This window comes from Mycobacterium sp. Aquia_216, assembly GCF_026723865.1.
GTDB lineage: Bacteria > Actinomycetota > Actinomycetes > Mycobacteriales > Mycobacteriaceae > Mycobacterium.
The window spans coordinates 4555887-4582422 of record NZ_CP113529.1; the positions used below are offsets into that span (position 1 = coordinate 4555887).

The 26536-nt window shown below is 65.4% G+C and carries 25 protein-coding genes; 11 read left to right on the top strand and 14 right to left on the bottom strand.

What is annotated here, in order from left to right; genetic code table 11:
* Positions 1–126: 126 nt before the first annotated feature.
* On the bottom strand, positions 127–2169 hold the full coding sequence (locus tag OK015_RS21250; RefSeq protein ID WP_268125929.1) for an NAD(+) synthase: 2043 nt from the start codon (positions 2167–2169) through the stop codon (positions 127–129).
* Between the two features lie 58 nt (positions 2170–2227).
* On the opposite strand from OK015_RS21250, the gene OK015_RS21255 reads away from it, so the two are divergent.
* The 4 genes from OK015_RS21255 (at position 2228) to OK015_RS21270 (ending at position 5399) form a co-directional block, all read left to right on the top strand.
* On the top strand, positions 2228–2767 hold the full coding sequence (locus OK015_RS21255) for a cysteine hydrolase family protein (RefSeq protein WP_268125930.1): 540 nt from the start codon (positions 2228–2230) through the stop codon (positions 2765–2767).
* Positions 2768–3010: 243 nt separating this feature from the next.
* On the top strand, positions 3011–4231 hold the full coding sequence (locus OK015_RS21260) for a WXG100 family type VII secretion target (protein WP_268125931.1): 1221 nt from the start codon (positions 3011–3013) through the stop codon (positions 4229–4231).
* 28 nt (positions 4232–4259) lie between these two features.
* Positions 4260–4655, top strand: coding sequence for a hypothetical protein (locus OK015_RS21265; RefSeq protein WP_268125933.1), 396 nt, complete (start codon positions 4260–4262; stop codon positions 4653–4655).
* Between the two features lie 246 nt (positions 4656–4901).
* The gene (locus OK015_RS21270) at positions 4902–5399 is read left to right on the top strand and encodes a CHAP domain-containing protein (protein WP_268125935.1); all 498 of its coding nucleotides are present in this window, start codon (positions 4902–4904) and stop codon (positions 5397–5399) included.
* Positions 5400–5617: 218 nt separating this feature from the next.
* Here the strand turns inward: OK015_RS21270 and OK015_RS21275 are convergent, their stop codons facing one another.
* Complete coding sequence (locus OK015_RS21275) at positions 5618–5986, bottom strand: hypothetical protein (RefSeq protein WP_268125937.1); 369 nt, start codon at positions 5984–5986, stop codon at positions 5618–5620.
* A 212-nt stretch (positions 5987–6198) separates the two neighbouring features.
* Here OK015_RS21275 and OK015_RS21280 point away from each other — a divergent pair, with 212 nt between their 5' ends.
* From OK015_RS21280 to OK015_RS21300, 5 genes are all read left to right on the top strand, one after another.
* Positions 6199–7191, top strand: coding sequence for a helix-turn-helix domain-containing protein (locus OK015_RS21280; protein ID WP_268125939.1), 993 nt, complete (start codon positions 6199–6201; stop codon positions 7189–7191).
* 139 nt (positions 7192–7330) lie between these two features.
* A complete protein-coding gene (locus OK015_RS21285) occupies positions 7331–7687 on the top strand; it encodes an EthD domain-containing protein (RefSeq protein ID WP_268125940.1) in 357 nt (118 codons plus the stop codon).
* Positions 7688–7772: 85 nt separating this feature from the next.
* On the top strand, positions 7773–8975 hold the full coding sequence (locus OK015_RS21290) for a glutathione-independent formaldehyde dehydrogenase (protein ID WP_268125942.1): 1203 nt from the start codon (positions 7773–7775) through the stop codon (positions 8973–8975).
* On the top strand, positions 8972–9385 hold the full coding sequence (locus OK015_RS21295; RefSeq protein WP_268125943.1) for a GlcG/HbpS family heme-binding protein: 414 nt from the start codon (positions 8972–8974) through the stop codon (positions 9383–9385). Before OK015_RS21290 ends, OK015_RS21295 begins: the two co-directional genes overlap by 4 nt.
* Before the next feature lie 155 nt (positions 9386–9540).
* The gene (locus tag OK015_RS21300) at positions 9541–10386 is read left to right on the top strand and encodes an SIR2 family NAD-dependent protein deacylase (protein ID WP_268125944.1); all 846 of its coding nucleotides are present in this window, start codon (positions 9541–9543) and stop codon (positions 10384–10386) included.
* Here the strand turns inward: OK015_RS21300 and OK015_RS21305 are convergent.
* Entirely contained in the window at positions 10383–11651 is a 1269-nt protein-coding gene (locus OK015_RS21305) for a cytochrome P450 (RefSeq protein WP_268125946.1), read from the bottom strand. The genes OK015_RS21300 and OK015_RS21305 overlap by 4 nt on opposite strands.
* A 103-nt stretch (positions 11652–11754) precedes the next feature.
* Between OK015_RS21305 and OK015_RS21310 the strand changes: the two genes are divergently transcribed.
* Positions 11755–12405, top strand: coding sequence for a TetR/AcrR family transcriptional regulator (locus tag OK015_RS21310; RefSeq protein WP_268125947.1), 651 nt, complete (start codon positions 11755–11757; stop codon positions 12403–12405).
* A gap of 4 nt (positions 12406–12409) precedes the next feature.
* On the opposite strand, the gene proB is transcribed toward OK015_RS21310, so the two are convergent.
* The 11 genes from proB to OK015_RS21365 form a co-directional block, all read right to left on the bottom strand.
* Positions 12410–13513, bottom strand: a complete 1104-nt coding sequence (proB, locus tag OK015_RS21315) for a glutamate 5-kinase (RefSeq protein ID WP_268125948.1) — start codon at positions 13511–13513, stop codon at positions 12410–12412.
* Positions 13510–14952: a GTPase ObgE gene (obgE, locus tag OK015_RS21320; protein WP_268125949.1), complete on the bottom strand. Its 1443-nt coding sequence runs from the start codon at positions 14950–14952 to the stop codon at positions 13510–13512. The genes proB and obgE overlap by 4 nt, the downstream gene beginning before the upstream one ends.
* A 42-nt stretch (positions 14953–14994) precedes the next feature.
* Complete coding sequence (rpmA, locus tag OK015_RS21325) at positions 14995–15261, bottom strand: 50S ribosomal protein L27 (protein WP_268125950.1); 267 nt, start codon at positions 15259–15261, stop codon at positions 14995–14997.
* A gap of 47 nt (positions 15262–15308) precedes the next feature.
* Positions 15309–15620, bottom strand: coding sequence for a 50S ribosomal protein L21 (gene rplU, locus OK015_RS21330; RefSeq protein WP_268125951.1), 312 nt, complete (start codon positions 15618–15620; stop codon positions 15309–15311).
* Positions 15621–16301: 681 nt separating this feature from the next.
* Positions 16302–19112, bottom strand: coding sequence for an Rne/Rng family ribonuclease (locus tag OK015_RS21335; protein WP_268125953.1), 2811 nt, complete (start codon positions 19110–19112; stop codon positions 16302–16304).
* A gap of 308 nt (positions 19113–19420) precedes the next feature.
* Positions 19421–19831 (bottom strand): nucleoside-diphosphate kinase, encoded by a 411-nt coding sequence (gene ndk, locus OK015_RS21340; protein ID WP_268125954.1) that lies wholly within the window; start codon positions 19829–19831, stop codon positions 19421–19423.
* Positions 19832–19860: 29 nt separating this feature from the next.
* Positions 19861–20244: a DUF4233 domain-containing protein gene (locus tag OK015_RS21345; RefSeq protein WP_268125956.1), complete on the bottom strand. Its 384-nt coding sequence runs from the start codon at positions 20242–20244 to the stop codon at positions 19861–19863.
* Positions 20241–21686 (bottom strand): bifunctional tetrahydrofolate synthase/dihydrofolate synthase, encoded by a 1446-nt coding sequence (folC, locus tag OK015_RS21350; RefSeq protein ID WP_268125957.1) that lies wholly within the window; start codon positions 21684–21686, stop codon positions 20241–20243. Before folC ends, OK015_RS21345 begins: the two co-directional genes overlap by 4 nt.
* Positions 21683–24331, bottom strand: a complete 2649-nt coding sequence (locus OK015_RS21355) for a valine--tRNA ligase (RefSeq protein ID WP_268125958.1) — start codon at positions 24329–24331, stop codon at positions 21683–21685. Before OK015_RS21355 ends, folC begins: the two co-directional genes overlap by 4 nt.
* A gap of 86 nt (positions 24332–24417) precedes the next feature.
* The gene (locus OK015_RS21360) at positions 24418–25044 is read right to left on the bottom strand and encodes a LysM peptidoglycan-binding domain-containing protein (RefSeq protein ID WP_268125959.1); all 627 of its coding nucleotides are present in this window, start codon (positions 25042–25044) and stop codon (positions 24418–24420) included.
* Between the two features lie 53 nt (positions 25045–25097).
* Positions 25098–25643, bottom strand: a complete 546-nt coding sequence (locus OK015_RS21365) for a DUF937 domain-containing protein (RefSeq protein WP_268125961.1) — start codon at positions 25641–25643, stop codon at positions 25098–25100.
* A gap of 314 nt (positions 25644–25957) precedes the next feature.
* On the opposite strand from OK015_RS21365, the gene OK015_RS21370 reads away from it, so the two are divergent.
* Positions 25958–26488, top strand: coding sequence for a hypothetical protein (locus OK015_RS21370; protein WP_268125963.1), 531 nt, complete (start codon positions 25958–25960; stop codon positions 26486–26488).
* Positions 26489–26536: the final 48 nt, after the last annotated feature.

Consider the following 26536-nt stretch of genomic DNA (forward strand, 5'->3'; position numbering starts at 1 on the left):
CGCGAGCGATCTACGCCCCGCTCGCGAGCGTAACGCCGCGGCGAATCCACCATCCGATTTTTCGCCGTGGCGTTACGCTCGCGCAGGAGGTGCCCGCATCTCGCGGCACATCTGTTTCGCGCGCCGTCAGTCTTCGGGCACCTCGCGGTCGATCTCGTCGAGCCAGATACGCGCGGACATGTCCGACGGGGCACGCCAGTCTCCGCGCGGCGACAGCGCGCCGCCGTGGGACACCTTGGGACCGTTGGGCAACGCCGAACGTTTGAACTGACTGAACGAGTAGAACCGCTGCACGAAGATCTGCAGCCAGTGTCGGATCTCCTTGAGCGGATACGACGGCCGCTTGTCCTCGGGGAACCCCACCGGCCAGCGGCCACGCTCGGGATCGCTCCACGCATGCCAGGCCAAGAACGCGATCTTAGACGGCCTGAATCCGTAGCGCAGCACATGAAACAGCGAAAAGTCTTGCAAGGCGAAGGGTCCGACCTTGGCTTCGCTGCTCTGCAGCTCTTCTTCCTCGCCGCTCGGAATGAGTTCGGGAGTGATCTCGGTGTCGAGCACCGACTGCAGCACCTCGGTGACGTCCGACTCGAACTGCCCCGATGCGATCACCCAGCGAATCAGGTGCTGGATCAGCGTCTTGGGTACTCCCGCGTTGACGTTGTAGTGCGACATCTGGTCGCCGACACCGTATGTCGACCAGCCCAGTCCGAGCTCGGAGAGATCGCCGGTACCCAGCACGATGCCGCCGCGCTGATTGGCCAGCCGGAACAGGTAGTCGGTGCGCAGGCCGGCCTGAACGTTCTCGAAGGTAACGTCGTAGACCTTCTCGCCGCGGGAGAACGGGTGATCCATCTCTTTGAGCATCAGCTGTGCCGTGTCGCGGATGTCGATTTCGGAGAAGGTCACGCCGAGCGCGCGGCACAGCTCGGTCGCATTGCGTTTGGTGCGATCGCCCGTCGCGAAACCCGGCAGGGTGAACGCGAGAATGTCGCTGCGGGGCCGGTTCTCACGGTCCATCGCGCGCGCGGCGACGATAAGCGCGTGCGTCGAATCCAGCCCACCGGAGATCCCGATGACAACCTTCGGGAAGTCCAGCGCACGCAACCGTTGTTCGAGCCCGGACACCTGGATGTTATAGCCCTCGTAGCAATCCTGTTCCAGCCGTTTCGGATCCGCGGGGACGAACGGAAAGCGCTCGATCGTTCGCCGTAGTCCGATGTCACCGGCGGGCGGATCGAGCCGAAACTCGATGCGCCGGAAGGACTCCGCCGACGGGCGATGATGGCGCCGGTTGTCGTCGAAAGTTCCCATCCGGAGCCGCTCCGAGCGAAGCAGCCCGGTGTCGACATCGGCCACCGAACGACGTTCTCCCTTCGGGAAGCGCTCGGATTCGGCCAGCAGCACCCCGTTTTCGAAGATCATGGTCTGCCCGTCCCAGGCCAGGTCGGTCGTCGACTCGCCCGCCCCTGCGGCGGCATAGACGTAGGCGGCCAGGCATCGCGACGACGCCGAACGGGCCAGCAGCGCACGGTCCTCGGCACGCCCGATCGTGATCGGGCTGCCGGATAGGTTCGCCAGCACCGTCGCACCGGCCAGCGCCGCTTCCGCACTCGGCGGAATCGGCACGAACATGTCCTCGCAGATTTCGACGTGCAGCACGAAATCGGACAGGTCGGATGCCGCGAACAGCAGATCGGGTCCGAATGGCGCCTCGATATCGCCGATGCGGATGACGCCGCGCTCGTCGTCGCCGGGTGTGAGTTGGCGGCGCTCGTAGAACTCGCGATAGGTGGGCAGATACGACTTGGGTACCACCCCGAGCACCGCGCCTCGGTGGACGACGACCGCGGTGTTGTAGATGCGCTGCCGGGAGCGCAGGGGGGCGCCGACGACCAGGACGGGCAGTAGGTCGGCAGAGCTGGCGACGACGTCGGCAAGCGCCGCTTCGACGTCGTCGAGCAAGAGGTCTTGCAGGACGATGTCCTCGATCGAGTAGCCGGACAGCGTCAATTCCGGGAAGACGGCCAGGGCGACACCCTCGTCATGGCACTCGCCGGCCAACCGCAACACCGACGCAGCATTGGCCGCCGGATCGCCGAGCGTCGTGTGGTGTGTGCACGCGGCGACCCGGACGAACCCGTGGCTGTAACTGTTGTAAAAGTCCATCGCCCTTCCATTGTCGCCCGAGCCGTGTCAACAAGTATTCGCCGGGTATCACCTCAGCATGAGTGATACCGCTGTCTTGGTGGTCGACATGATGAACGATTATCAGCATCCCGACGCCGAAGAACTGATACCCAATGTCGGCGAAATTATCGATCCGCTGGCCGCTCTGGTCCGATGCGCCCGCGAGTCCGAGGACGTCGATCTGATTTATGTGAACGACAACTACGGTGACTTCACCGCCGAATTCTCCGACCTCGTCGAATCAGCGTGCCACGGCGCACGTCCCGAGCTGGTGGACCCGATCGTGCCGGCGAAGGGCAGCCGGGTGATGACCAAGGTTCGCCACAGCGCGTTCTATTCGACCTCGCTGGAATACCTACTCAATCGCCTCGGCACCGAGCGGTTGATCCTGACCGGGCAGGTTACCGAGCAGTGCATCCTGTACACCGCCCTCGACGCCTATGTGCGCCATTTGCAGATCGTCGTTCCGACGGACGCGGTCGCCCACATCGACGAACAGTTGGGCACGGCGGCGCTCAAGATGATGGAGCGGAACATGTCGGCGGAACTGACGACGGCCGCAGACTGCCTCGGTTAAGGACCACCTCATGCGCGAATCTGCCGGTGCCCCAAGGGCTATCCGTCGAGACAAATCCGGGCGGCATCTGCCACACCCCGCAATGACGCCGCATGACCTCGCGCCGTGATCACCACCTTGGCGGCAAGAGCGCAGGCAAGCGCGGTCAGAGCCGCTGTAGCCGGCGCTGAGTTCGTTGCAAGCGACTGCGCTGGGGCCCAGAGCGTTGCTGCTCTAGGTACCTCGATCACTCAGGTGTGACCAGTGGCCGGGGTTGTCGGTGTGGGGGTGCCCAGCCTGTCAGAAATCCAAGCGTGGGACGTCGCCCACCTAGAAAACGCAGCCAGGGACTGGACCGCCACCGCACAGCATTGGGAAACGTCGTTTACCTCAATTCATCGGGCTTCCGTGTCACCGGGTGGGACGGTCTGGGAAGGTGTTGCTGCCGAGGCCGCACAGGAGCGCGCCTTCGCTGATCTTGTAAAGGTGCGGGGACTGGCCGATGTCCTGCATGAGTCGGCGGCGATCGCGTGTCGGGGTGCCGAGACCCTCCATTCAGCCAAGCGGAGTGTGCTGGATGTGGCCAGGGACGCCAGCGCCGCCGGTTATGTTGTGGGTGAAGACCTTTCGGTGACCCCGTCGCGCGGTGGTGCCGCAGCTCAGGCTCAAGCGCAGATGTACGCCGCCCAGATTCGCGAACGCGCGGTTCAGTTGGCCACCCTCGACCAAGAGGTCGCCGGCAGGATCAGCGCGGCCACGGCGCCCCTCAACGCGGTGACCTTCCCTGAACCGCCAGCTGCGCCCCGCGACAACAAGCCGAAAATTCACGCAGTTGATCTGCACACGTTCAAGGACGCTCCGAATCCAGAACCCGAACCTCCGCCAGGCGGTTGGAGCAACGACCCGTTGATGCGGGCCGCGCAAAAGATCGCATATGGACACGCAAGTGGGCCCGACGGCCACCTCGCTGAGTTCCCTGGGATGACCAAGGATCAGCTTGCCGACCTCATACACAACATGTTCACCCGCGATCCCAAGGATCTGATAGTTGGTCGAGCGAGAGACGGTGCGCCAGTGCTGTATGACCCGAAAAATAATGTGATCGTGATCCGTGATCCGGGCGGTCTCGACTGCGGAACCGTGTTCAAGCCGCAAGACGGTATCGGGTACGTGTTAGGCGACGAGAACAATCGTCCAAAGATTGTTGCCCGCGAACCATCCATTCCGCCCGGACAACTTTCTGACGGCCCTCTTCCCGCGCCGAAACCTGCCCCAGCTGAGTCCACGCCGCCCGCCGCCCCGCGACCACCAGTTGAAGCACAACCAGTCCCAAAGTCGACAGCCCCGTCGATTAAGGAAGGACCAATGCTTCCCGGTGGCCCCGGCGCACCCATTGGGCCCACGTTGGCACCGCCACCACACTGGCACGGACCACACGTGCTTGGCGACGCCGCCGAAGAACCCTGGGAAGACGACCACCATTGATCCCCAGACGCCTGGTTAGGCTGAATCCATGACCACGACGGAGCTCGTCGACATCGACCTGACGGACGATGAGCGGGACCTACTTTCCCACGGCCTCAACGAATACGGTGGGCCGATCCGCAATCAACTCGTCATGGTACGAGCGCTAGGTCTACCCGACCGTGAAAGCTTCGACACCCTTGTGGCCCGACTCGGGAAGGCCATTTGGCGGAAGGAACCCCTCTCGAAGATTGACTGGGCTCGCGCGGTATTTCTCACCGAAGTTTCCTGGGCGAGCAACTTGGTTGGCTCCGGCCTGGATTTCAGATCGAACTTTCACGACGACCAAGCGGCCCCGCTAATGCGCTCCATCCAAGGGAAGATCGGTCGTTATGGCGTCGGAGGAAATCTGCTTTTGTCCGAACAAGCTGACGGACAAGGCTAACGCCACCGGCACAGCGGCGGCCATACCGATGTTGCGAACGCTAGTAACAGACGGCACCGCAAGGTGGTTCATTTCTGCCAGCTTCTCAACCGGAAGCAATAGCTGCACATCGCGATCAAACTCGTACCCGAGTGACAACCTCGCTGCGACCGGCTGATTGTGCTCGGATCCGACGCGTGAAACGAATATTGGTCTCGCGGCGATAACAGGAAGGTAACGGGTTGATGGTCCTGCGAGAGGACGCGTATGAAGCGCAGCGGAGTTGTGGCCGCCGTCGCCGTGAGCAGCGCAATCTCACTGGGAGCATCGATGGCGCCGGCACCGGCCAGCGGGGATCCGGCCGCGACCATAGGTCGCACGATCGATCACAACCCGCTTAGCGGCGACTACGAGGGCTACTGCACTTGGGGGGCCCAGGAACAGATACACGCCCACACCGGCTACTACATCAGGGCGCTTACCGGGAATGCCGAAAACTGGGCGAACCAAGCCCAAGCGGCGGGCTGGACCGTCGTCAACGACGCGCAACCCCGCTCGATCGCTGTCTTCAGCAGCTCGCTCGTCGGGGGCGTCGGACACGTCGCCTGGGTCGACGCCGTCAACGGCAACAACATAACGATCACCGAAATGAACGCCGGTTACGGGGCCAGCGCAGCCAACGGATACCGCACCACAGGCTTCCACGAATTCGACACGCGCACCGTCGCACAAGTCCCGGGGATCAGCTACATCCTGATCCCCTGAATTGCCGCACCGATACAGTCCCGGCCAGCTAGGCCAACGCCGCAGTCGTCCGTGGGTTCGTAGTCATGAGCCGACAGCATCGGCGTGGGCGCAACGCTCACGCCCTCCGCGCAACGTCTCGGTCAGCACGGTGGGCGGCGTCCATCGTCGCAGCGAACATGTCAGGCGCCGAACAGAAATCGATGCGGTAAGCCGACCAAGTCCGTCATTCGGCGTGATCAGTTTTCGGCGCGACCCGTCCCCGGCGTGTGGGTCGGACCGACGCCGTGATCATCGTGTTCGTGCCCGGATCCGTGAGCGGCAGCCGAGTTCCCCGCGTCGCCCGTGTCCGGGCTTTGTTGTTCGTTCTCCCCGCGGCCAGCGGTGCCCTCCTCGGCGGAGCTTTGCTGGCGTCCCTCGTCGGGCGGCACGGCTGATCCCGCGGCCTGCGGAGGAATTGTTTCCGGGTTGCGCTGCACGTCTGTCTTTGTCATATCGGTGAGCGGCGCGTTAGCGTCCTCGTCAACGGTGCCTTCCGGCCGATCTGTGCCTTCGCTGACCTCGTGCTGCCCGGTTTCCTGCGACCCATTTTGTTTCGTGGTACTCATCTTGACTCCTGAAGCCACCGCTAGCTGCGGCGTGGCTGTTGTGGGCTACCCGCGAAGGATCAGCCGAAACACGTTTCGAAAGACCCGAGGCGGGCGTTCACCGCTGTCCGCGCGGCGACCAGCAGCCAAACGATGTTTGGCGTGCGGCAGAATTACTTCAGTGAGCAGAGGGGCTCCATTTCAAAAACGGAGGCCTCTGGGAGGCGGTCGCGATGAGTCTGCGCAATGGCAGTTCGAAACAGCCTGCGACCGGGGTCGCCGTATGGTCCACCGCGGCAGTGCGACAAGACGAGGCGGTCGACTACTGGCGTGAGGTGGTATGCGACATCTACGTCAGGCTAAGCACCACGCCCCACTCGAAGCAGACCTTCTCAGGCGAGGTCATTCACGGCAGATACCCGGACTTCGACCTGTCCGTCATCCGCGCGAGTGGAGAACGGGTCAGCCGTAGCAGGTCACTGATTGCTCGCAGCCGCGAGGATGAGGAATACCTCTACGGGACCTTCCAAGCCGTGGGGCGGGGTGTGCTCGAACAGGCCGGACATACGGCTGTGCTCACACCGGGCTCGATGGTTTTCTACGAGACTTCACAACCCTTCTCCCTCACCTTCGATGGACCTTGGGAGCAAGTGATCGTCCACCTTCCTGTCGAGCAGGCTTACGCGATGGCCGGTCTTCGGCGTTCGGACGAACTGCTTGCGGTGGCGCTCGATTCTGAGGGGGCGGCAGGCGCGGCGAACGCCTTCTTCGGATCACTCGCCGCGAGGCAGACCACCGACCCGCACGGTGCGGCGTTGCTCGCCCGGCACGCCACGGGGCTGATCACCTCCCTGCTCGGTTTAGCGGCCATGCGCCATACACCTACCGACCTGCCCGATTTCGTGCGGCGCGAGCAGGTGATGTCCTTCCTTCGAACGCACATGGGCGATCCGCGGCTAGACGTCGATGCCATCGCGCACGGCTGTCTGCTGTCGAGAAGGACCGTGTACCGACTCTTCGAAGGCAGCGAGCATTCGGTCATGGGCCGCCTGCGTCAACTTCGTGTGGAGACGGCGATGCTCATGCTGCGCAACCAGCCCGATCGTCCGGTGAGTGCGGTCGGCCAAGCTTGTGGATTTGCCACCGACGCGCAGTTCTACCGAGCCTTCCGTCAGCTCACCGCGATGACCCCGGCCACGTACCGGTCATCACCTCGTCCCCGGTAGACCCCGCCCGGCGCACTGGAGGGCGACAATGCCCCGGCACGGATTGATAGTGCCGTGGCACTGATCGTCAGTGACGAGGCGGTGATCTCGTTCTTACGCTGCGGGTGATCGGCGTCAATCACTTTGGAAGGAGACAGCCGTGACCGTCAAATTCATTGCCCTCATGCGGCGACCAGCGAGCATGACGCACGAACAGTTCATCGACTACCACCGCACGATCCACGCCAAGACGTTCATGGCGGATCCGACGGTACAGCGCCTGTGCCGCAAGTACATTCAAAGCCACACCATCCCATCGGGACTGCGCGGATATCCCGATTCAACCTTCGACGGTGTCACCGAGATCTGGTTCGACACACTCGAAGATTTCAACGAAGCATTCACCTCGGCTACCTACAACGCCAACATCCGCCCGGACGAGCAGAAGTTCATCGATCTGCCCAAGTCCGAAATCTTGCTAGCAGTGGAAAACCCCGTATGGAACCCCACGAACTAGCCCACCCAGTTGCGCCCGCGCTGGCTGGGCCGCGGCCCAGCCGGGGTGCATGCACAGATGAAAGCCATCGAAAAAGGGGTAAGCCATGAAAGCTGTTGTCTACGAGGGCCCTAAGGATGTGCGGGTCGAGGATGTACCCGACCCGACGATCCAGCATCCGACTGACGTGATCGTGCGGATCACCACCACAAACATCTGCGGCTCGGACCTGCACATGTACGAGGGCCGCACCGCATTGGATAGCGGACTGGTGCTCGGCCACGAAAACCTGGGCGAAGTGGTGGCGGTTGGGTCCGCTGTCGTCTCGGTCAAAGAGGGAGACCGGGTGTGCCTTCCGTTCAACATCAGCTGCGGCTTCTGTCGCAACTGCGAAGCGGGTCTGACGGCCTACTGCCTAACGACCAGCCCATCGCCCGACATGGCCGGGGCTGCGTACGGTTTCGCCGGAATGGGGCCCTACAACGGTGGACAGGCCGAATACCTGCGGGTGCCTTTTGGCGACTCCAACTGCCTCAAGCTTCCCGATGACGCGGCGGAAAAAGAAAACGACTACGTCATGCTCTCGGACATCTTCCCGACAGGCTGGCACTGCACTGAGCTTGCCGGGATGCGCCCCGGTGACTCCGTGGTCGTCTACGGCGCCGGCCCGGTCGGACTGATGGCCGCCTATTCAGCCGTGATCAAGGGCGCGGGCAAGGTGATGATCGTCGACCGCCAACCGGACCGGCTCGAGCTGGCCGAGCAGATCGGCGTCATTGCGATCGACGACTCCAAAGGGCCCGCCGTGGAGCAGGTCCTCGATCACACCGATGGCAAGGGCGCCGACTGCGGCTGCGAGTGCATCGGTTATCAGGCACACGACCCGCAGGGCGACGAGGATCCGGCGATGGTGCTCAATGATCTTGTTAGAGCGGTGAAGTTCACCGGCGGGATAGGCGTGGTCGGCCTGTACCTGCCCGAAGACCCCGGCGCTTCTGACGACGACAAAGAGAAGGGACGCATCACCTTCGAGATGGGCGAGTTTTGGTTCAAGGGTCAACGGATGGCAACCGGTCAAGCCAATATCAAGCACTACAACCGCGCGCTCCGGGATCTGATCCACCATGGCAAGGCCAAGCCGTCGTGGATCATCTCCCACCAATTACCACTCTCGGAAGCCCCGAATGCCTACCGGCATTTCGACGCGCGAGATAACGGCTGGACCAAGGTTGTGCTCAAGCCGCAACTCGTGAGCGGTGAGCAAAGCGGGAATACCTTGCCCGGCACGAAGAACGGTAGTGGGTTGTGACGCTACAGCAAGTGTCAGTCTCGCTGGCCGACGCGCAGCGAGTGATCGCTGCGGGGCAGGCCAAAGCGGAAGAGGCCGGCCAACCATCGAACATCGCTGTCGTCGACGCCGGCGGAAACCTAGTTGCCCATATCCGGATGGACGGGGCATGGCTGGGCAGTGTTGATGTCTCGATCAACAAGGCGTTCACGGCCCGGGCCTTCGACACGTCCACGTGCGATTTAGCTCGCAATGCCGGTCCTGGCGGCCAATTCTTCGGCATCCACGCTTCCAACGGTGGCAGGGTGATGATCTTCGCCGGCGGGGTGCCGCTGCGCCAAGATGGCCGGGTAATAGGTGCCGTCGGTGTCAGTGGCGGCAGCGGCGAGCAGGACCAGGCCGTCGCCGAGGCCGCTGCAGCGGCACTGTGACCTTCTAGGCCGTGATCAGTGAGTGTGCGCGCTGTCCGTGGCGGTTTTGCGCCACGGACGATCCATGCCGGCGCCATACTCTCCCGGATTGACTACCCCACGGTTCTCGGACCGCGTCGGCGTATTGCGCCGGTTAGATCCGTACTCTCGAATACGTGACCGCGCGCCCTGAGTCTCCGGAGCTAGTCGCGCTATTGGCCGGACGCCGGATCGCGGTGCTGACGGGCGCGGGAATCTCCACCGACTCGGGCATTCCCGACTACCGGGGGCCTGATTCGCCGCCGAGCAACCCGATGACCATCCAACAGTTCACCTCGGATGCGGCATTCCGCCAGCGTTATTGGGCGCGCAACCACGTCGGCTGGCGGCACATGGCCGACACCCAACCCAATGCGGGGCACCGGGCGCTGGCCGCGCTGGAACACGCCGGGGTGGTGACCGGCGTGATCACCCAGAACGTCGACCTGCTGCACACCAAGGCGGGCAGCTCGAACGTGATCAATCTGCACGGCACCTACGCGCAGGTGATCTGCTTGAGCTGCGGACACACCATGAGCCGCGCCGCACTGGCCGAAAAGCTCGAGGCACTGAACCCGGGATTCATCGAGCGCGCCGAGGCGATCGGTGGCTTGGCGGTGGCTCCAGACGCCGACGCCGTCGTCGCCGACACCATGTCGTTCCACTATCTCGACTGCCCACGTTGCGCCGGCATGCTCAAACCCGACATCGTTTACTTCGGTGAAAATGTTCCTAAAGGTATTGTGGCGCAGTCTTTTTCATTGGTCGATCAGGCAGAGGCGCTGCTGGTCGCGGGCTCGTCGCTGACCGTGTTCTCGGGCTACCGGTTCGTGCGGCATGCCGCGGCGCGCGGGATCCCGGTCGCCATCGTCAACCGCGGCCCCACCCGTGGCGATGACCTGGCCGCCGTCAAGCTCGACGGTGGGTGTTCCGAATTGCTGGTGCTGCTGTGCGACGAGCTGGCGCCGCTGGCATTGCGCTAGAACGTACAGGGCAGGCTGCGGACGGCGTGCACGAAATTGCCCGCCACATACGTCGCGTCGGTTGCCTGAATGTCGGGTAGCTGACTCAGCAGCTCACCGAAGATCGCACGCAGCTGCGCACGTGCCACATGCGCGCCGAGGCAGAAATGCAGTCCGCCGCCGCCGAAGCCGACGTGCGGATTGGGGCTGCGGCTCAGGTCGAATCGGTCCGGATGTTCGAACGCCTCGGTGTCCCAGTTGCCGGACGGATAGAACATCACCACCTTCTCCCCCGCCGCGATGGCCTGGCCGCCGAGCTCGAAATCGGTTGCCGCCGTGCGGCGGAAGGTCATGACGGGCGTCGCCCACCGCACGAACTCCTCGACCGCCGCGCCGATCCTGTTCTCGTAATCGGCCAGCAGCCAAGCCCTTTGGTCCGGGAAGTCGGTGAGGGCCTTCATGGTGTGGCTCATGGTCTGCCGTGTGGTGTCATTGCCGGCCACCGAGAGCAACACGAAGAAGGCGGCGACCTCCGCGTCGGTCAGCCGGTCACCGTCCACCTCCGCGTGCACCAGGCTGCTGATCAGGTCGTCGCCCGGGTTCTCGCGGCGTTCGGCGGCCAGCGTGCCGATGACCTGGTGCAGGTACATCTGATGCTCGAAGATGACCTCCAGCGCCGGGCGCCCATTGAGGAAGTCGGGATCGGCCCACGACACCAGCGCGTCGGTGGCGTGGGCCATGCGCTCGCGCTCGGAATCCGGAATCCCCACCATGTCCGACAGCGTGCGGATGGGCAGTTCCTTGGCACAGTGATCGACGAAATCCGCACCGCTACCGGCATCGCGAAGCTCCTCGACGATGGCCTTGGCATTCGCCTGGATCGATTCCTCGATGCGGCGCACCTGCCGTGGCGTGAATGCGGCGTGGGCGAGCTTGCGCAACTTGGTGTGCCGGGGCGGGTCCATCGCCAGGAAGGATTGCGATGCCTCGAGCAGTTCCACCGGAATGCTCTCGAACATCACTCCCTTACCGGAGAGGAACACCTCGCTATCGCGGCTGACCGCGACGATGTCCGCGCGCCGGGTCACCGCCCAGTAGCCAGGATCGTCGGGATCGGGCATCAACGAATCTTCGACCGGGGGATGCCAGCTCACCGGCCGCTCGGCCCGCAGCACGGCAAACGAGCGTTCTCGGTCGGCGGCCGTCGTCGACCAGAACGCCCGTGAGGACAGGTCAATCGCGTCGTAGGCACGAGGACGGCTGGACCGCCCGGTCAGCACTGCCATCGTTGGTCCTCCATCACCTGGTAGCCAGTCGTGAACTGTGTCGAACAGTATGCCTAGACGCTATGTCTAGTCAATATGTTGAATGGTCGGTTATGCTCGGACAATGCCGTCGGTCACCCGCAAACCGCAGCCCAGGCGGGAGTCCACGCGCCAGCAGCGGCGCGAGGAGATGGAGCGCCGGCTGCTCGACGCCACCGAGCGCCTGATGCACGGCGGGTCTAGTTTCACCGAGCTCAGCGTGGACCGGCTATCGACCGAGGCCGGTATCTCGCGGGCGAGCTTCTACATCTATTTCGAGGACAAGGGCCATCTGCTGCGCCGGCTCGCCGGCCAGGTGTTCGCCGATCTGGCCGAGAGCGCGAATCGCTGGTGGAGCGTGGCGGGGCGGCACGATCCCGCCGACGTGCGCGCGGCAATGACGGGCCTCGTCGCCAGCTATCGCCGCCATCAGCCGGTGCTCGTCGCACTGAACGAAATGGCCGCCTACGACCCGGTGGTTGGCGCGACATACCGCAATCTGTTGACCGCGATCACCGCGCGCCTGACCCGGGTGATCGAAGACGGCCAGTCCGACGGCTCGATCCGCCCGGAATTACCCGCTGCCAGCACGGCCAGCGCGCTGACCTGGATGGCCGAGCGGGCATGCCAGCAGAATCTGCCGGGGGCGCCGGACTCCTACGATGCCGAACTGGCCACAACGTTGGCCGAAATCATCTGGGCCACTTTGTATCTCAGGCCGCAGTCGGCGGGCTGACACGTCAGACCGCGACCAGGTCGTCGGCATGCACCGCGGGCCGGCGCAGCTCGTCGGGCAGCTCGGAGGTGGACCGGCCCATCATGGTCGCGAGTTCGGCGGCGTCGTAGGCGACCACGCCACGAGCCACCACCGTCGCGTCGGGTCCGCTCAGTTCGACGACGTCTCCGGCGTAGAACCGGCCCGACACCGCGCTGATGCCCGCGGCCAGCAGCGAGCGGCGTTGCTGCACCACCGCGCGCACCGCCCCCGCATCGAGGCTCAGCGAGCCGGTGGCCTCGGCGGCGTAACGCACCCAGAAGCGGCGGGCCGACATCCGCACGGGCCGGGCGGCGAACACCGTGCCCGACGAGGCGTCGGTGAGCGCCGTCGCGGCATCCGAAGCCGCGGCCAGCAGCACCGGCACGCCGGCGTCGGCGGCCAGCAGCGCCGAGGACATCTTTGACGCCATTCCCCCGGTGCCCAGTGCGCTTCCCGGGCCGGCCACCACGCCAACGAGATCCGACGACGCGGCCACCTCGGGAATGAAGCGTGCGCCCTTGGTCTTTCGCGGATCAGTGTCGTAGAGCCCGTCGATGTCGGAGAGCAGCACCAGGGCCTCGGCGCCCACCAGGTGAGCCACCAGCGCCGAAAGTCGGTCGTTGTCGCCGAACCGGATCTCGTTGGTAGCCACGGTGTCGTTTTCGTTGACGATCGCCACCGCGTGCAGCGCGCGCAGTCGGTCCAGGGTGCGCTGCGCGTTGGTGTGCTGGGCCCGCATCGAAATGTCGTGCGCGCTCAGCAGCACCTGCCCGACCGTGCGGCTATACCGGGAAAACGCGGCACTCCACGCGTTCACCAGCGCGACCTGGCCGACGCTCGCCGCGGCTTGCTTGGTCGCCAAATCCTTTGGCCGACGGGATAATCCGAGCGGCTCGATACCGGCGGCGATGGCACCCGAGGACACGATGACGACATCGGTGCCCGCCTTCATCCGAGCCTCGATCGCATCGGCCAGGCCGGCCAGTCGGCCCCCGTCGAACACGCCGGACGACGTGGTCAGCGCGTTGGTCCCGATCTTGACGACCAGACTGCGCGCGGTGCGGATGGCGTCGCGGTGGGCGCTCACAACTCGTCTCCGCGTTCGCGGCGCCGGCGCCGCGCGGCCTTGCGCTCGTCGGCACCGACGCGCTCGGTGCGTTCCAGCCGCGCGTCGGTGCCCCGGCCGGTCAATGGAACCTGAACGCCCGCAGGCGTTTGCGGCTCCCAGTCGAATGTCATCTCGCCGATGGTCACCGCGCAGCCGGGTTGCGCGCCCAACCGCAGCAGCTCCTCCTCGACGCCGAGGCGCGCCAGGCGGTCGGCGAGATAGCCCACCGCTTCGTCGTTGTCGAAGTTCGTCTGGCCGATCCAGCGCTCGGGGCGTGCCCCGGTGACGACGAAGCCGCCCTCGCCGTCGGACTCGACGGTGAAACCGCTGTCGTCGACGGGCACCGGACGGATCACCGGGCGTCGCGCTACCGGGGCAGGGCGAGCCGCGTTGTACTCCGAAATCATCTTCCAGAGCCCAAAGATCAACGGCTGCACGCCTTCCCGGGTTGCCGTCGACACCAGGAATACTGGCCAGCCACGCGCGGCGATCTCGTCGCGGACGAACTCGGCGAGCTCACGCGCCTCCGGCACGTCAATCTTGTTGAGCACCACCGCCCGTGGCCGCTCGGCCAGGTCGACCAGCGCCGCGTCCCCCTGCAAGGTGGGCGTATATGCGGCGAGTTCGGCTTCCAGCGCATCGATGTCGGAGATCGGGTCGCGACCGGGATCGGCAGTGGCGCAGTCGACGACATGCACCAGCACCGCGCAGCGCTCGATATGCCTCAGGAAATCGAGCCCCAGGCCGCGGCCCTCGGAAGCACCCGGGATCAAACCGGGGACGTCGGCGACGGTGAACGATTGCTCGCCGGCCGAGACGACACCCAGATTGGGAACCAGCGTGGTGAACGGATAGTCCGCGACCTTGGGTTTTGCCGCCGAAATCACCGATACCAGCGACGATTTCCCCGCAGACGGAAAACCGACCAGCCCGGCGTCGGCGACGGTCTTGAGCTCGAGAGTGAGGTCGCGAGTCTGGCCGGGCTCACCCAGCAGTGCAAAGCCGGGGGCCTTACGGGCACGGGACGCGAGCGCCGCGTTGCCCAGACCCCCGCGGCCGCCTGCGGCGGCTTCGAAGCGGGTGCCCACACCGACCAAATCGGCCAGCAGCCGACCATTTTCGTCCAGCACGACGGTGCCGTCAGGGACCTTGACTTCCAGGTCCGCACCGGCGGCGCCGTCACGGTTGCTGCCCATCCCCTGCTTGCCCGCGGGCGCGGTGACATGCGGACGGAAATGGAAGTCCAGCAGCGTGTGTACGGCGGAGTCAACGACGAAGACGATGCTGCCGCCGCGACCGCCATTGCCACCGTCGGGGCCGCCGAGCGGCTTGAACTTCTCGCGATGGACAGACGCGCAGCCGTTACCGCCGGAACCCGCCCGCGCGTGGATGACGACCCGATCGACAAACCGAGGCATCGGGGCTCCCCTTAATCACGGGTGAATGCGCACCCGCGACGCTCAGTCGGCGGTCTGGCCGGCCGCGACGATGTTGACGGTCTTACGCCCGCGCTTGAGACCGAACTCCACGGCGCCGGCTTCCTTGGCGAACAACGTGTCGTCGCCGCCACGGCCCACGTTGGTGCCGGGGTGGAACTTGGTGCCACGCTGGCGAACGATGATCTCGCCGGCCTTGACGACCTGGCCGCCGAACCGCTTGACGCCGAGCCGCTGGGCGGCGGAGTCGCGACCGTTGCGCGAGCTGGAAGCGCCCTTCTTGTGTGCCATCTTGTTGGTCTCCGCTCAGTATTGTCTGTTCTTCGCCTGGTGGCTCATCACTTGATTCCGGTGACCTTCAGGACCGTCAGCTGCTGACGGTGCCCCTGACGCTTGTGGTAGCCGGTCTTGTTCTTGAACTTGTGGATACGGATCTTCGGACCCTTGGTGTGCTCGAGCACCTCGCCGGTCACCGCGACCTTGGCCAGCGCCTGCGCGTCGGTGGTGACGGTGGCACCGTCAACCACGAGCGCGACCGGCAGCGACACCTTGGCTCCGGGGTCCGATTCGAGCTTCTCGACCTTGACGACGTCACCAACGGCGACCTTGTACTGCTTGCCACCGGTCTTGACGATTGCGTAGGTCGCCATCGTTGCTCCTGCCTCTTCCTCACGTCTTCCGCGCGCGTGCAAGCTGCGATGCGCGTGCTGGGTCTGGGTTGCGGGTCTGCGCCGGTTGCCCGGGAGTCCCGCTGTCGTCGGCCGAAGTCAGCCGCCCGGCTTGACGACAACTGTCCAAGGGTACGTGACCAGCGGCTACAGGGTCAAACCGGCACTGTGGGCGGCCGCCGGTCAGTTTGAATGGCCCCCCTCACGTTATTTCAGCAGGCGCTGTGCGGCCGCGCGCAGGTCCAGCCACCGCCAGCGCCACCTCCCACACCCACTACCGCGAGCGGAAGATAAACGCACCCAGCCGTCAACTACACGCCCGCCGGCAGCGTCGGCCCTCCATCCCGTCCAGCCAAACTGGCACCGTTCCGACCAGCAGCATCACAGTCGGGACCGACACGCGCATGGTCGTCGATAGCGGCTCGGGTCTGCTGCACGAATAGGTGATAGTTCCCTCACGCGGCCTCAGTGGTTCCTCGACTGCCAGGATCCGAAAGACTCTGCGGTCGCCATTGTTGAGTGGTGCCGCGAGATCGGCAACGCGGTACCACTACGCCCATATGTGAAGCGAGAGATTATGCCCGGAAATCTACAGGGATCCCCTCGGCGAGCTGACCATGATCGACGAGCCCGAGGACGAGCGGCGCCAGGTGCTGACTCCGGTTACTCCGCGTGGATGGGCGGACCGGCCGGCCGGCCGGCCGCGCGGCGCCGGCGCGGACGTCCAAAATCTGACCCGTTAGCGGAATCGTCGGCGTCGCCGTTCCCGTCGTCGGAGTCCTCGTCGCCATCGAGGTCCTCGTCGTCGAGATCCTCGTCCTCGTCCTCGTCCTCGTCGTCGTCGTCGTCGTCGTCGAGATCTTCGTCGTCGAGATCCTCATCGTCGAGGTCCTCGTCTACCGCGTCCTCCTCGTCGACGTCGTCGGTGTCCTGATCGGTGTCGTCGTCCTCGAAGTCATCGGAGTCGGCGTCCTCCAGGTCAGTGGGAACCGGCACCTTGGTCTGCTCGTCGATCTCGGTGGTGATTTCCTCACCGGTCTCGTCGGCCTCGCCGTTCTCGCGGGTGGCCATCGCCTTGAACATCGGATGTTCGCCCGGCGCATGCACGGGCACCTTGGCCACGACGGACTGCTCGGATTGCTCGTCGGATCGGTTCCTCTTCGACCGCTTTCCGCGGCGCCCACCGGACTCCGGCTTGCGCGCGTTCGCCGGAGCGGAGTCGACCGGGTCACCGTGCAGCAGCAGACCGCGCCCGCCACAGTTTGGACACGTGGTCGAAAAAGCCTCGATCAGCCCGGTGCCCAGCCGCTTGCGGGTCAGCTGAACCAGACCCAGGGACGTCACCTCCGAGACCTGGTGGCGGGTGCGATCGCGGGCCAATGCCTCCGTCAGCCTGCGCAGCACCAAGTCGCGGTTGGATTCCAGCACCATGTCGATGAAGTCGATGACCACGATGCCGCCGATGTCGCGCAGCCGCAGCTGGCGCACGGTCTCCTCGGCAGCCTCGAGGTTGTTCTTGGTGACCGTCTGCTCGAGGTTGCCTCCGGACCCGGTGAACTTGCCGGTGTTGACGTCGACGATCGTCATCGCCTCGGTGCGGTCGATGACCAGCGTGCCGCCCGAGGGCAGCCACACCTTGCGCTCCATCGCCTTGGCTAGTTGCTCGTCGATGCGATGCACGGCGAACACGTCCGGCCCGGGCTGGCCGTCGGCTCCGGCGGGGGGCTCGTACTTGGTCAGCTTCGAAACCAGGTCGGGTGCAACGGAATTCACGTACTCGTTGATGGTGCTCCAAGCCTCGTCGCCGGAGACGATGAGGCCCGCGAAGTCCTCGTTGAACAAGTCGCGGATGACCTTGACCAGCACGTCGGGCTCTTCGTAGAGCGCCACCGCAGCGCCGGCGGCCTTCGCCTTGGTCTCGACCGCCTTCGCATCGATCTGCGCCCACCGCTCCTGCAAACGGGTGACGTCGCCGCGGATGTCGTCTTCCTTGACGCCCTCGGACGCAGTGCGGATGATCACGCCCGCGTTCGACGGCACCACCTCACGCAGGATCTCCTTGAGCCGCTGGCGTTCGGTGTCGGGCAGCTTGCGGCTGATCCCGGTCGACGACGCGCCGGGCACATAAACCAGGTATCGGCCGGCCAACGACACCTGGGTGGTCAGCCGCGCGCCCTTGTGTCCGACCGGGTCCTTGCTGACCTGGACGACGACGTAGTCGCCGGGCTTGAGAGCCTTTTCGATCTTGCGTTCGGCCCCGCCCAGCCCCGCGGCTTCCCAGTTGACTTCGCCGGCGTAGAGCACGCCGTTGCGGCCGCGGCCGATGTCGACGAAGGCGGCCTCCATCGACGGCAGCACGTTCTGGACGATGCCGAGGTAGATGTTGCCGACCAGTGACGCAGATGCCGCCGACGTGACGAAATGCTCGACGACGATGCCGTCTTCGAGCACGGCGATCTGCGTGTAGCGAGCACCCGGATGCGGCGGCTCGGTGCGGACCCGGTCGCGCACCACCATGACCCGTTCGACGGCCTCACGGCGCGCCAGGAATTCGGCCTCGGTCAGCACCGGTGGGCGGCGCCGTCCGGCGTCACGCCCGTCCCGGCGACGTTGCCGCTTAGCCTCCAGCCGCGTCGACCCGTCTATGCCCTTGATCTCGGCATTGCTCGAGCCGTTGCTGCCCCGGCCGCCGTCGTCGGAGGAGCCGCCTTTGCCGCGTGGTGCTCGCTCGTGCACCACGGTGTTCGGCGGATCATCGGGCGACGAGGCCTCGTCGTTGTCGTCAACCGAACCCGACTTACGCCGACGGCGCCTACGACGACGCCGACTACCGCCGTCCGACCCACCGTCATCGGGGCCGTCACCGTCATCGGCGTCATCCTGGTCGTCATCGTCAGAGTCATCCGAGTCGGCGGATTTCGAGCCGCGCTGCTCGGTCTCGCCGTCGTCGTCCTGGTCGGATCCGCCCTGTTCACCGCGGCCCCGTCCACGTCCCCGCCGGCCCCGGCGCCGCCGCCGGTTAGCGGGCCGATCGGCCTGATCGTCGTCGTCATCGTCACCGTCGGCATCGTCGGTGTCGGCGTCGGTGTCGTCGTCAGCGCGGGTGCCAACCTCGGCCGCGACCGGCTGCGGCGCGACGAACAGCGGCATATAGGCCGGGCGGTCTATCGCGGTCTCCAGCATCAACCGGGACTCGGGTTCGCCAGGCGTGGCGACTTCGGCGCTGCTGAAGGCCACGAAGTTCTCCGGCGGCCGGGCCGACAGCAGGTCACGCACTCGGATCGCGTCCTCGTAGTCCACGCCGGAATGCGCGCTGCGGATTCGTCCATCCAGGGCGCTCAGTGCGTCCAGCACTCGCTTGCTGGTGGTTCCCAGCGCTCGGGCCAGCGAATGGACTCTCAGTCGGTCCGGCAGGTCATCCTGGGCCTGGGCCGGCGCTGTTGATGGGTTTGAAGTTTGGTCACCGTCTATCACGTATTCTCCTCAAGCCCCCGGGCGCGTCACGTCGACGCGGCCACGCGAGGGCTTCGCTATGTGCCCGGGTCACTTCTCCCGGTCTTGTGATGGTCTTGCCCCGAGCGATTCGGCTAGAACCGACTCGGCGCCGTGCTGAATGTCGGCCTGACATGCGGCGCAACATCGCGAGCTGGCAATGGTCGCGCTTGTCTAAGTCTTCATTCGGGTGTCTGACGCCGGTCCGGCGACGTTCACCCGCTGTCAGTATCCCACATCACGCCGCTGGTCCAAACGAGCCTGACCTGGAGCGGTCGGTTGCCAGGAGCCTAAGCGCGGGGAAACCATAGCGCGATTTCGCGCTTTGCCGAATCGATCGAATCGGATCCGTGCACCAGATTCAGCTGCGTTTCCAGGCCGAAATCGCCGCGGATGGTGCCGGGCGTGGCCTTTTCCACCGGGTCCGTACCCCCTGCGATCTGCCGAAACGCCGCAATCGCACGCGGTCCCTCCACGATCGCCGCCACGACCGGCCCCGACGTGATGAAGTCCAGCAGCGACTCGAAGAACGATTTGCCCTCGTGCTCGGCGTAGTGCTGGGTTGCCAGCTCAGTGCTGACATTGCGCAACTCGAGAGCCACGATGGCGAGGCCCTTGCGCTCGATGCGGCTGATGATCTCGCCGATCAGCCGGCGCTCGACGCCGTCGGGCTTGATCAGTACCAGGGTCCGTTCCGTCACGGCGGTCAGCGTACCCAACCGATCGGCGGTCAGCCCGGCGGTGTTTGGCCGTGCTCCTGCCGCCGCCGGACCTCGGCACGGAAGTACGCGATCAAGAGCCACAGTCCGGCAAACAGCACACCGATGAACCCCACACCCGCGTAGACCGCGAATCCGGCGAGGACGAAGAGTTGGACGCCCAAGTTCACCCAGATCGCCCAAGGCCTGCCCTGCACTCCGCACAGCAGGATCAGCAGCGTAGCAAGCCCGATCAGATAGCTCAGCGATGCCGTGGTCAGGCCGCCCCCGACCGCACCCACCACCGGGATGGCCAGCAGCACCACGATCGCCTCCAAGATCAGCGTCGCGGCCATCACTCCCCGGAAGCTCTTCCAAGGGTCCGCCGGTGGCGGATTCTGGTCGCTGTCGGTCATTCCGGATCACGACCAAACAAGGTGCGCGCGGCACCGGCGGTGACAACCGACCCGGTGATCACGATTCCGGTGCCGGAAAACGACTCAGCCTCGCCGTCGGTCGCAGCGTCGTCGACCAGCGCAGTCGCGACGTCGACGGCGTCGCGCAGGTTTTCAGCGGTCAGCACCCGGTCAGGCCCGAACCGCTGCTGAGCGACGAGTGCCAGCGACTCGACATCCAGTGCCCGCGGCGACCCGTTGTGGGTCACCACCACCGAATCGAACGCCGGCTCCAGCGCGGCAAGGATGCCGTCCACGTCCTTGTCGGCCATCACACTGAGAACCCCGACCAGGTATCGGAAGTCGAATTCACCGTCCAGCGTCTGCGCCAGCGCGGCCGCGCCGGCCGGATTGTGCGCGGCGTCGATGAACACCGTGGGCGCGCTGCGCATGCGCTCCAGCCGGCCGGGGCTGGTGACGGCGGCGAAACCGGCCCGCACCGCCTCGACGTCGAGTTGGCGCTGAGCGCCGGCGCCGAAGAAGGCCTCGACCGCCGCGAGCGCCACCACCGCGTTGTGCGCCTGATGTTCGCCGTGCAGCGGCAGGTACACGTCGGAGTACACCCCGCCCAGGCCTTGGAGCTGCAGCACCTGCCCGCCGATCGCAACCTGACGGCCCAGCACCGCGAACTCCGAATCCTCGCGCGCGACCGCAGCTTCGGTTTGAATCGACTGTGCCAGAAGCACTTCCGTAACCTCCGGCACCTGCCGCGCGATGACCGCGACGGTGTCGGGTGCGCCGTCCGGGGCCTTGGTGATGATGCCCGCTTTCTCGCCGGCGATTCCGGCGATGTCCGCACCGAGATATTCGACGTGGTCGATGCCGATCGGGGTGATCACCGCGACCGGTGCGTTGATCACGTTGGTGGCATCCCAGCGACCGCCCATTCCCACTTCGACGACCGCGACCTCGACGGGCGCATCGGCGAAGGCCGCGAACGCCATCGCGGTGAGGACCTCGAACTTGCTCATCGCCGGACCGCCCGCGGCCTGCGACTGTGTGTCGACCATCTGCACGAACGGTTCGATCTCGCGATAGGTCGCCACGTATTGTGCTGGACTGATTGGCTTTCCGTCGATCCCGATGCGTTCGACCGCCGACTGCAGGTGGGGGCTGGTGGTGCGGCCGGTGCGCCGGTGCAGCGCGGTCAGCAGCGCGTCGATCATTCGCACCACCGACGTTTTGCCGTTGGTGCCCGCGACGTGGATCGACGGATAGCCGAGCTGAGGCGAGCCGAGCAGATCCATCAGGGCGCTGATCCGGGTCAGGCTCGGTTCGATCTTGGTCTCGGGCCAGCGCTGGTCCAGCAGGTGCTCGACCTGCAGAAGCGCCGCGATCTCGTCTGGTGTCGGAGCCACGCTGGTGACCTCGGGATGGTCGAGCCAGTCGGGCTGCTCGGTCATTGCAGCCCCGCCAACCTGGTGGTGATGCGGTCGGTTTCCTCTTGGGCCAGTCGCTGACGATCGCGGATCTTGGTGACGACCGGTTCCGGTGCTTTGGCCAAGAAGTCCGCGTTGGCCAATTTAGCTGCGGTGGAAGCTAATTCCTTCTGTGCGGCGACCAGTTCCTTTTCGAGGCGGCGCCGCTCGGCGGCGACGTCGATGGTGCCCGACGTGTCGAGTTCGACGACGACAGTGCCGCCGCTGAGCCGGACCTCCAGGGAAACCGAGGCCCCGAAGTCCGGCCCCGGCGCGGTGAGCCAAGCCAGCGACGTGACCGCGGGCACCTGACCGCTCAGATCGCAGTCCTCGACACCCGCCAACCGGGCCGGCACCTTCTGCCGGTCCGCCAGACCCTGGTCGCTGCGGAATCTGCGCACCTCGGTCACCAGCCGTTGCATATCGCTAACACGCTGGGCTGCAACAGGATCCAGGCTGACACCGGACGGCTTCGGCCACTCGGCGATCACCAGGGACTCTTCGCCGGTCAACGCTTGCCACAGCGCCTCGGTGACGAACGGGATGACCGGATGCAGCAGCCGCAGCAGCGAGTCGAGCACCGCGGCCAGTACCGCGGTGGTCTGGGTGAACCCATCGGCAAGCTGCACCTTCGCCACTTCGACGTACCAGTCGCAGAATTCGTCCCACGCGAAGTGATAGAGCGCTTCGCAGGCCCGGCTGAACTCGTAGCTGTCAAAAGCCGAATCCGCCTCAGCACGAACCTCTTCCAACCGTCCCAAAATCCACCGGTCGGCATCGGTCAGCTCGGCATGCGGCGGCAGCGGTGCCAGCTGCGCTCCGTTGAGCAAAGCGAAGCGGGTCGCATTGAACAGCTTGGTAACGAAATTGCGCGAAGCCCGCACGGCGTCCTCGCCGACGGAGAGGTCGCCGCCGGGACTGGCGCCGCGAGCGAGCGTGAAGCGCAACGCGTCGGCCCCGAACAGCTCCAGCCAGTCCAGTGGGTCGATCACGTTGCCCTTGGACTTACTCATCTTGCGACCGAATTCGTCGCGGATCAGCCCGTGCAGGAAGACGTCGGTGAACGGCACCTGCGGGCCGCGGGTGCCGCCGAGCGTGATCGCGTCGTCGCCGCCGACAAATGTGCCGAACATCATCATCCGCGCCACCCAGAAGAACAGGATGTCGTATCCGGTCACCAAAACGCTTGTCGGATAGAATTTTTCCAGCTCAGAGGTCCGCGACGGCCAGCCCAAGGTGGAGAACGGCCACAGCGCCGACGAGAACCAGGTGTCCAGCACGTCGGGGTCTTGCTCCCAGCCCTCCGGCGGAGTCTCGTCCGGGCCGACGCACACCTGCTCGCCATCGGGGCCATACCAGATCGGGATGCGGTGGCCCCACCACAACTGACGCGAGATGCACCAGTCGTGCATGTCATCCACCCAGGCGAACCAGCGTGGCTCCAAGCTGGCGGGGTGAATCACGGTGTCCCCGTTGCGCACTGCGTCACCAGCGGCTTTGGCCAGCGATTCCACCCTGACCCACCACTGCAGCGACAGCCGGGGCTCGATCGGCTCACCGCTGCGTTCCGAGTGCCCGACGCTGTGCAGGTAGGGCCGTTTCTCCTGAACCACCCGCCCCTGCGCGGCCAGCGCCTCGCGAACCGCGACCCGAGCTTCGAAACGGTCCATGCCGTCGAATTGCGTACCGGTGTCCACGATCCGGCCCTTGGTGTCGAGGATCGAGATCATCGGCAACTCGTGGCGCAGCCCGATCTCGAAGTCGTTCGGGTCGTGAGCGGGCGTGACTTTGACTGCACCGGTACCGAATTCGGGGTCGACGTGCTCGTCGGCCACGATGATGAGCTGCCGGTCGATGAACGGGTGCGGCAGCGTGGTGCCGACCAGGTCTCGGTAGCGCTCGTCGTCGGGGTGCACCGCGACCGCGGTGTCGCCCAGCATCGTCTCGACCCGGGTGGTGGCGACCACGATGTGCGGTTGCGAGTCGTCCAGCGAGCCGTACCGGAACGACACCAGTTCGCCTTCGACGTCGACGTAGTTGACCTCGAGGTCTGAGATGGCGGTCTCGAGCACCGGCGACCAGTTGACGAGTCGCTCGGCCTGATAGATCAGCCCCGCGTCGTAGAGCCGTTTGAAGATCGTCCGCACCGCGCGGGACAGACCCTCGTCCATCGTGAAGCGGTCGCGGTCCCAATCGACCCCATCACCGAGACGGCGCATCTGGCCACCGATGGCGCCGCCGGACTCACGCTTCCAGTCCCACACCTTGTCGACGAAGAGCTCCCGGCCGAAGTCCTCCTTGGTCTTGCCATCGACCGCGAGTTGCTTTTCCACCACACTCTGGGTCGCGATGCCGGCGTGATCCATCCCCGGCTGCCACAGCACCTCGTATCCCTGCATGCGCTTTCGGCGGCTCAGGGCATCCATCATCGTGTGTTCCAGGGCGTGGCCCATGTGCAGGCTGCCCGTGACGTTCGGTGGCGGCAGCACGATCGAGTACCCGGGCTTGGAGCTTGCTGGGTCGGCCTTGAAGTAGCCGGCATCCAGCCACTTCTGATAGATCGCAGTCTCCGTCGCGCCGGGATCCCACGACTTGGGCAGGTCGGCGGCGGAGTTGCGGCTGGCGGTCACCGGTCAATTCTAGGAACCGTGACGGGCCCGCGTGTAAGCGCCCGAACACGCACGTGATCGGTCTGACTCGGTTCGGCCGCCCCAAATCAGGGAATGGTGAGCACCTGGCCCGGATGGATCAGGTCGGGATCGGCGACTCCGCTGGCGTCGGCGATCACCTGATACTTGCTCCCGTCACCGTAGAAGCGCTCCGCGATGGCCCACATCGTGTCGCCGGAGACGACGGTGTACGTGCGCGGAGTGGGGCCGGGCGCGGCTTCGCCGACGGGTTCCGGGGCGCCGTCGACGGGCCCGGACGTCGGTTCGGGCACGGGCTCGGCCGTGGCGGTTGTCACATCCGGGGCGCCGGGCTCGGCCGCGGGCGGCGGGGGCGGCGGACCGTCGGTGTGCGTGTGGCTGGACCACGCCGGTCCGTCAGCGGCGTAGAGCACCAGGTTGCAGTCGTCCTGAAGGACGAGCCGGACGTCCTTCTTGCCCTTTGTGTCGGTGTGCCAGATCGGCTTGTCCGACGTGTACAACACGAAGTTGCCGTCCCGCTGCACCTCCGCGCGCACCACGTCCTGACCGTTGGTCGCGGTTGCCCATAGCGCCTCGCCCCGCGCCGCCAGCACGAGGTTGCCGTCGTCTTGCAGCGTGAGGGTATAGGCCCCGTTGCTGGAGGCCAACGATTGTCCCCGCTGCAGCTGCTGTCCCTCAGTAAGCGTGTCTGACATGGCTTTCCCTCTCTTGATCGAGTCCCGCGCGCTGGCGCCGGACTTGGGTTCGGTTACTTCTTGCCGCCGAGCAGGCCACCAAGGATGTCGCCGAATGCGCCGCCTTTGCCGCTCAGCACGCTGGAAAGGATGTTGCCCAGCGACTTGTCACCGCCGCCACCGCTCAGAATGCTGCCCAGCACTTCACCGAGGCCGCCGGACTGCGCGTGCGTGGTCTTCGGCGCATTGTCCTGCGGCACGGCACCGCCGGAAAGATGTTTTCCGATGTACGCCAGCACAATCGGGAGCACAACCGGCAGCAGCTGCTTCAGCAGCTCGCTGTTGCCCGCTCCCCCGCGGGCCAGCGCCGACGCGACCTGGTCGGCGTCACTGCCACCGAACAGCGTCGCGATTGCCTGGTGCCCGTCACTCTCGGGAGCGGTGGCGGCGGATTCGATCCGGCCGGCCTGCTCGGGGTCTTGCGAATTCTGGTGCAGGCCGCTCAGCAGCGCCGGCACCAGCGTATGCACCGCCGTGTCGACTTCGCCTTCGTCGGCACCGAGCGTGCTTGCGATGTCGGCGGTAGGAATCTGGGCGTACAGATCATCGAGACCGGCCATCGGTATCTCCACCTTGATTGCACGGATGTTTCAGGCAAGTCGACTACGACACTAGTCCGATTCAATGCGGATCGAAACCCGTTGCGGCAGCTTGTCTAATCCAGCCGGTACGGGCCCTTGCGTCCATCCTTGGGTGAGGGGCTACGCGCCGCAGTCCGTTTCCGATATTGCCGCGCGGCCCACGGTCTGACCGTCCGGGCCACGCTATGCGGCGAACGCACACAAGAGTGCCGACGACTCGATCGAGTGATGAGGTTGCGTCGCCGTTTCGGCAGGCTAGGAGGAAGTAGCGCACGGAATCGAGGGAGCCACACATGCCGCGCGACATTCAGGTCGTGACCCGCCCGGTCCGTCAGATCACATTGAGCACCCGGCGGCCGTGGTCGGAGTTCCGACGCGATTATGAGCGGGCAGTACCGCACTTCGACCACTTGGAGGCGGTCGGTGTGGCGTTGAGCGGCAGCGGCTGGGACGCGATCAGGCGCCTTTCGGAGGCGACGGCCGTTGAGGGTTTCGTTAACTTCTTTGTTTTCGACCCGAGTCCCGTCATGCATTTGAACGGCTCCACAGGGAACGCGGTGACGTATTTGATCGGCAATATCATCAAGGCGGAGCCGGGTTTTCGGCAGCATCCGGGATGCTTTCTCTACGTGCCCCTGCGAGTTGTGATCGCCAGTGACGATGCCGGAGATGCGCAGCTGACGATCGATCATCCGGCGGATTTGCTCTCGGCGTATGGGGATCCCGTACTCGATTCGGTGGCCAAAGAGTTCTGCCGGGTGTTGGTGGCGCTGCTGATTCAGTTGGACGTTCCCGTGCCGCCCGAGCTCGCCCACGTCTCCTGACGAGCGCGCGTCGTTCCCGCGCCGTGACCGGTGAACGCGTGAAAGGAT

Coding starts and splice junctions, on each gene's coding strand:
- OK015_RS21250 (WP_268125929.1), bottom strand. CDS start 2,169: ATGGACTTTTACAACAGTTACAGCCACGGGTTCGTCCGGGTCGCCGCG.
- OK015_RS21255 (WP_268125930.1), top strand. CDS start 2,228: ATGAGTGATACCGCTGTCTTGGTGGTCGACATGATGAACGATTATCAG.
- OK015_RS21265 (WP_268125933.1), top strand. CDS start 4,260: ATGACCACGACGGAGCTCGTCGACATCGACCTGACGGACGATGAGCGG.
- OK015_RS21270 (WP_268125935.1), top strand. CDS start 4,902: ATGAAGCGCAGCGGAGTTGTGGCCGCCGTCGCCGTGAGCAGCGCAATC.
- OK015_RS21275 (WP_268125937.1), bottom strand. CDS start 5,986: ATGAGTACCACGAAACAAAATGGGTCGCAGGAAACCGGGCAGCACGAG.
- OK015_RS21280 (WP_268125939.1), top strand. CDS start 6,199: ATGAGTCTGCGCAATGGCAGTTCGAAACAGCCTGCGACCGGGGTCGCC.
- OK015_RS21290 (WP_268125942.1), top strand. CDS start 7,773: ATGAAAGCTGTTGTCTACGAGGGCCCTAAGGATGTGCGGGTCGAGGAT.
- OK015_RS21305 (WP_268125946.1), bottom strand. CDS start 11,651: ATGGCAGTGCTGACCGGGCGGTCCAGCCGTCCTCGTGCCTACGACGCG.
- OK015_RS21310 (WP_268125947.1), top strand. CDS start 11,755: ATGCCGTCGGTCACCCGCAAACCGCAGCCCAGGCGGGAGTCCACGCGC.
- obgE (WP_268125949.1), bottom strand. CDS start 14,952: ATGCCTCGGTTTGTCGATCGGGTCGTCATCCACGCGCGGGCGGGTTCC.
- rpmA (WP_268125950.1), bottom strand. CDS start 15,261: ATGGCACACAAGAAGGGCGCTTCCAGCTCGCGCAACGGTCGCGACTCC.
- rplU (WP_268125951.1), bottom strand. CDS start 15,620: ATGGCGACCTACGCAATCGTCAAGACCGGTGGCAAGCAGTACAAGGTC.
- OK015_RS21345 (WP_268125956.1), bottom strand. CDS start 20,244: ATGACCGACAGCGACCAGAATCCGCCACCGGCGGACCCTTGGAAGAGC.
- folC (WP_268125957.1), bottom strand. CDS start 21,686: ATGACCGAGCAGCCCGACTGGCTCGACCATCCCGAGGTCACCAGCGTG.
- OK015_RS21360 (WP_268125959.1), bottom strand. CDS start 25,044: ATGTCAGACACGCTTACTGAGGGACAGCAGCTGCAGCGGGGACAATCG.
- OK015_RS21365 (WP_268125961.1), bottom strand. CDS start 25,643: ATGGCCGGTCTCGATGATCTGTACGCCCAGATTCCTACCGCCGACATC.
- OK015_RS21370 (WP_268125963.1), top strand. CDS start 25,958: ATGCCGCGCGACATTCAGGTCGTGACCCGCCCGGTCCGTCAGATCACA.